This window comes from Streptomyces sp. NPDC030809 (assembly GCF_055572195.1).
On record NZ_JBVIDV010000023.1, the window covers coordinates 1 to 2273 of the forward strand.

The following is a 2273-nucleotide window of genomic DNA, read 5'->3' on the forward strand; positions in this document are numbered from 1 at the left end:
CCGGCGAGGTGGGCTGCGGTGAGTTCGCCGATGGAGTGTCCGGTCATGATGTCGGGGTGGATGCCCCAGGATTCGAGGAGTCGGAAGAGGGCGACCTCGATGGCGAACAGGGCGGGTTGGGTGTAGGCGGTCTGGTTCAGCAGCGGCTCGGTGTGGTCTGTCTGGGGTGGGGTGAACATGACGTCGCGCAGGGGCTGTTCGAGGTGCTGGTCGAAGTGTGTGCAGACCTCGTCGAGGGCGGCTGCGAACACGGGGAACGCGTCGTAGAGTTCGCGTCCCATTCCGGGCCGCTGGCTGCCCTGCCCCGAGAACAGGAACGCCACTCGGGAGCCTGCCGTGGGGACAGGCCCCCGAGCGCGTACGACCCGGGCCGCCGGCACCCCCGTGGCCAGCGCACCGAGTCCCCGCAGCAGGCTCTCCCGGTCCGGGCCGAGCACCACTGCGCGGTCTTCGAAGGCGTCACGCGACACGGCCGAGGACAGCGCGACGGCGTGCACGTCCAGCTCCGGCCGCTCCGCGACGAACGCGCGCAGCCGCTCGGCCTGCGCCCGCAGGGCGTCCTCACCGCGCCCGGAGACGAGCCACGGCACCAGCCGGCCCGCGCCCTCCGCCCGCTCCGGGGCGTCGCTCGCACGCGACCCCTTGCCCGCGCCCGACTCCTCACCCGACTCCTCACCTGACTGGTCGTCGGCAGCCGGCGTCGCCGGCATCCCCTGGAGCACCAGGTGGCAGTTGGTGCCGCCCATGCCGAACGAGCTGACCCCGGCGAGGGGCTGACTGGGCTCCGGCCAGGCCGAAAGCGACTGCTGCACCCGCAGGTTGAGGTCGTCCAGCGGGATCCGCGGGTTGGGGGACTCGTAGTTGAGGCTGGCCGGGATCTCGCGCTTGTGGAGCGAGAGCGCGGTCTTGAGGAGGCCGACGATCCCCGCCGCCCCCTCCAGGTGGCCCACGTTCGTCTTGGCCGAGCCGACCGCGAGCGGCCGGCGGCGGTCGGCGGCCGTGCCGAGGACCGCCCCCAGGGCCGAGGCCTCGACGGGGTCGCCCAGGGCGGTTCCGGTGCCGTGCAGTTCCACGTACTGGACGTCCGCGGTGGAGACGCCCGCCCGCTCGTAGGCGAGTCGCAGCACCTCGCTCTGCGCGGCCGCGCTCGGCACCGTGAGTCCGTCCGTCGCCCCGTCGTTGTTGACGGCACCGCCCCGGATCACGCAGTAGACGGTGTCGCCGTCGGCCAGCGCCCGGGCCAGGGGCTTGAGGAGGACGGCCCCGCCGCCCTCGCCGCGTACGTACCCGTTGGCCCGCGCGTCGAAGGTGTGGCAGCGGCCGTCCGGGGACAGGCCGCCGAACCGCTCGGCTGCCAGGGCGCTTTCGGGCACGATGTTGAGGTTCACGCTGCCCGCCAGGGCCAGTTCGCACGCGCCCGAGCGCAGGCTCTCGTACGCCTGGAGCACTGCCACCAGGCCGGAGGACTGCGCGGTGTCCACCGTGAGGCTGGGGCCGTGCAGTCCGAGGGTGTGGGAGACGCGGTTCGCGATGATGGCGCGCTGGGTGCCGGTCAGGGAGTGCTGGGTGAGGGACGACAGCCCCTGGCGGTTCAGCAGCACCGCGTAGTCGTTCGCGATCGCACCGACGAAGACGCCCGTACGGCTGCCGCGCACCGCGTGCAGCGGCATGCCCGCGTCCTCGAACGCCTCCCAGGCCAGCTCCAGCATGAGCCGCTGCTGCGGATCCGTCATCGAGGCTTCGCGGGGGGACATCCCGAAGAAAGCGGGATCGAAACCGTCCACCCGGTCGAGGAATGCACCGTGTCGCACGCTCGGGGGAAGTCCCTCGGAATTCCAGCGCTCCGCGGGCACTTCGCCGACCGCGTCGCGCCCGCTCCTGAGCAGGTTCCAGAAGGAGTTTTTGTCGGGAGCCTGCGGGAGTCGACAGGAGAGACCCACAATGGCGATTGCGTCGTCCGGAATTCCGGTCCCGGTGAAGCCGGCGCGGGACTGAGACATGCGACCTGATCCCCCTGTACGTGAAGACACCGCTATTGCGAAAGAACGCAATGCAGTGGCCGACTGTAATCAAGGGAAGGGTGGCCCCTACACCCCTATTGGTCCCCTACTTCGCCCGGGAACAGGGGGCGGCAGGGGCACTGCGGTAGGGGCGGCCCAGTAGGGGGTGGGGGGGGGGGGGGGGCGGGGGGGGAGGGCCCCCCCCCCCCCCTCCCCCCCAAAAGGCACCCGAAAAAAAAAGAGAGAGAAAAACCCCCCCATCACCCCTCCTCC

At 71.4% G+C, this 2273-nt stretch carries 1 protein-coding gene; it reads right to left on the reverse strand.

Going from position 1 to position 2273, the window contains the following annotated elements; all coding sequences use genetic code 11:
- On the reverse strand, nucleotides 1-2000 hold a 2000-nt coding region (locus ACZ407_RS26995), incomplete at its 3' end, for a type I polyketide synthase (protein ID WP_468132608.1).
- Nucleotides 2001-2273: the final 273 nt, after the last annotated feature.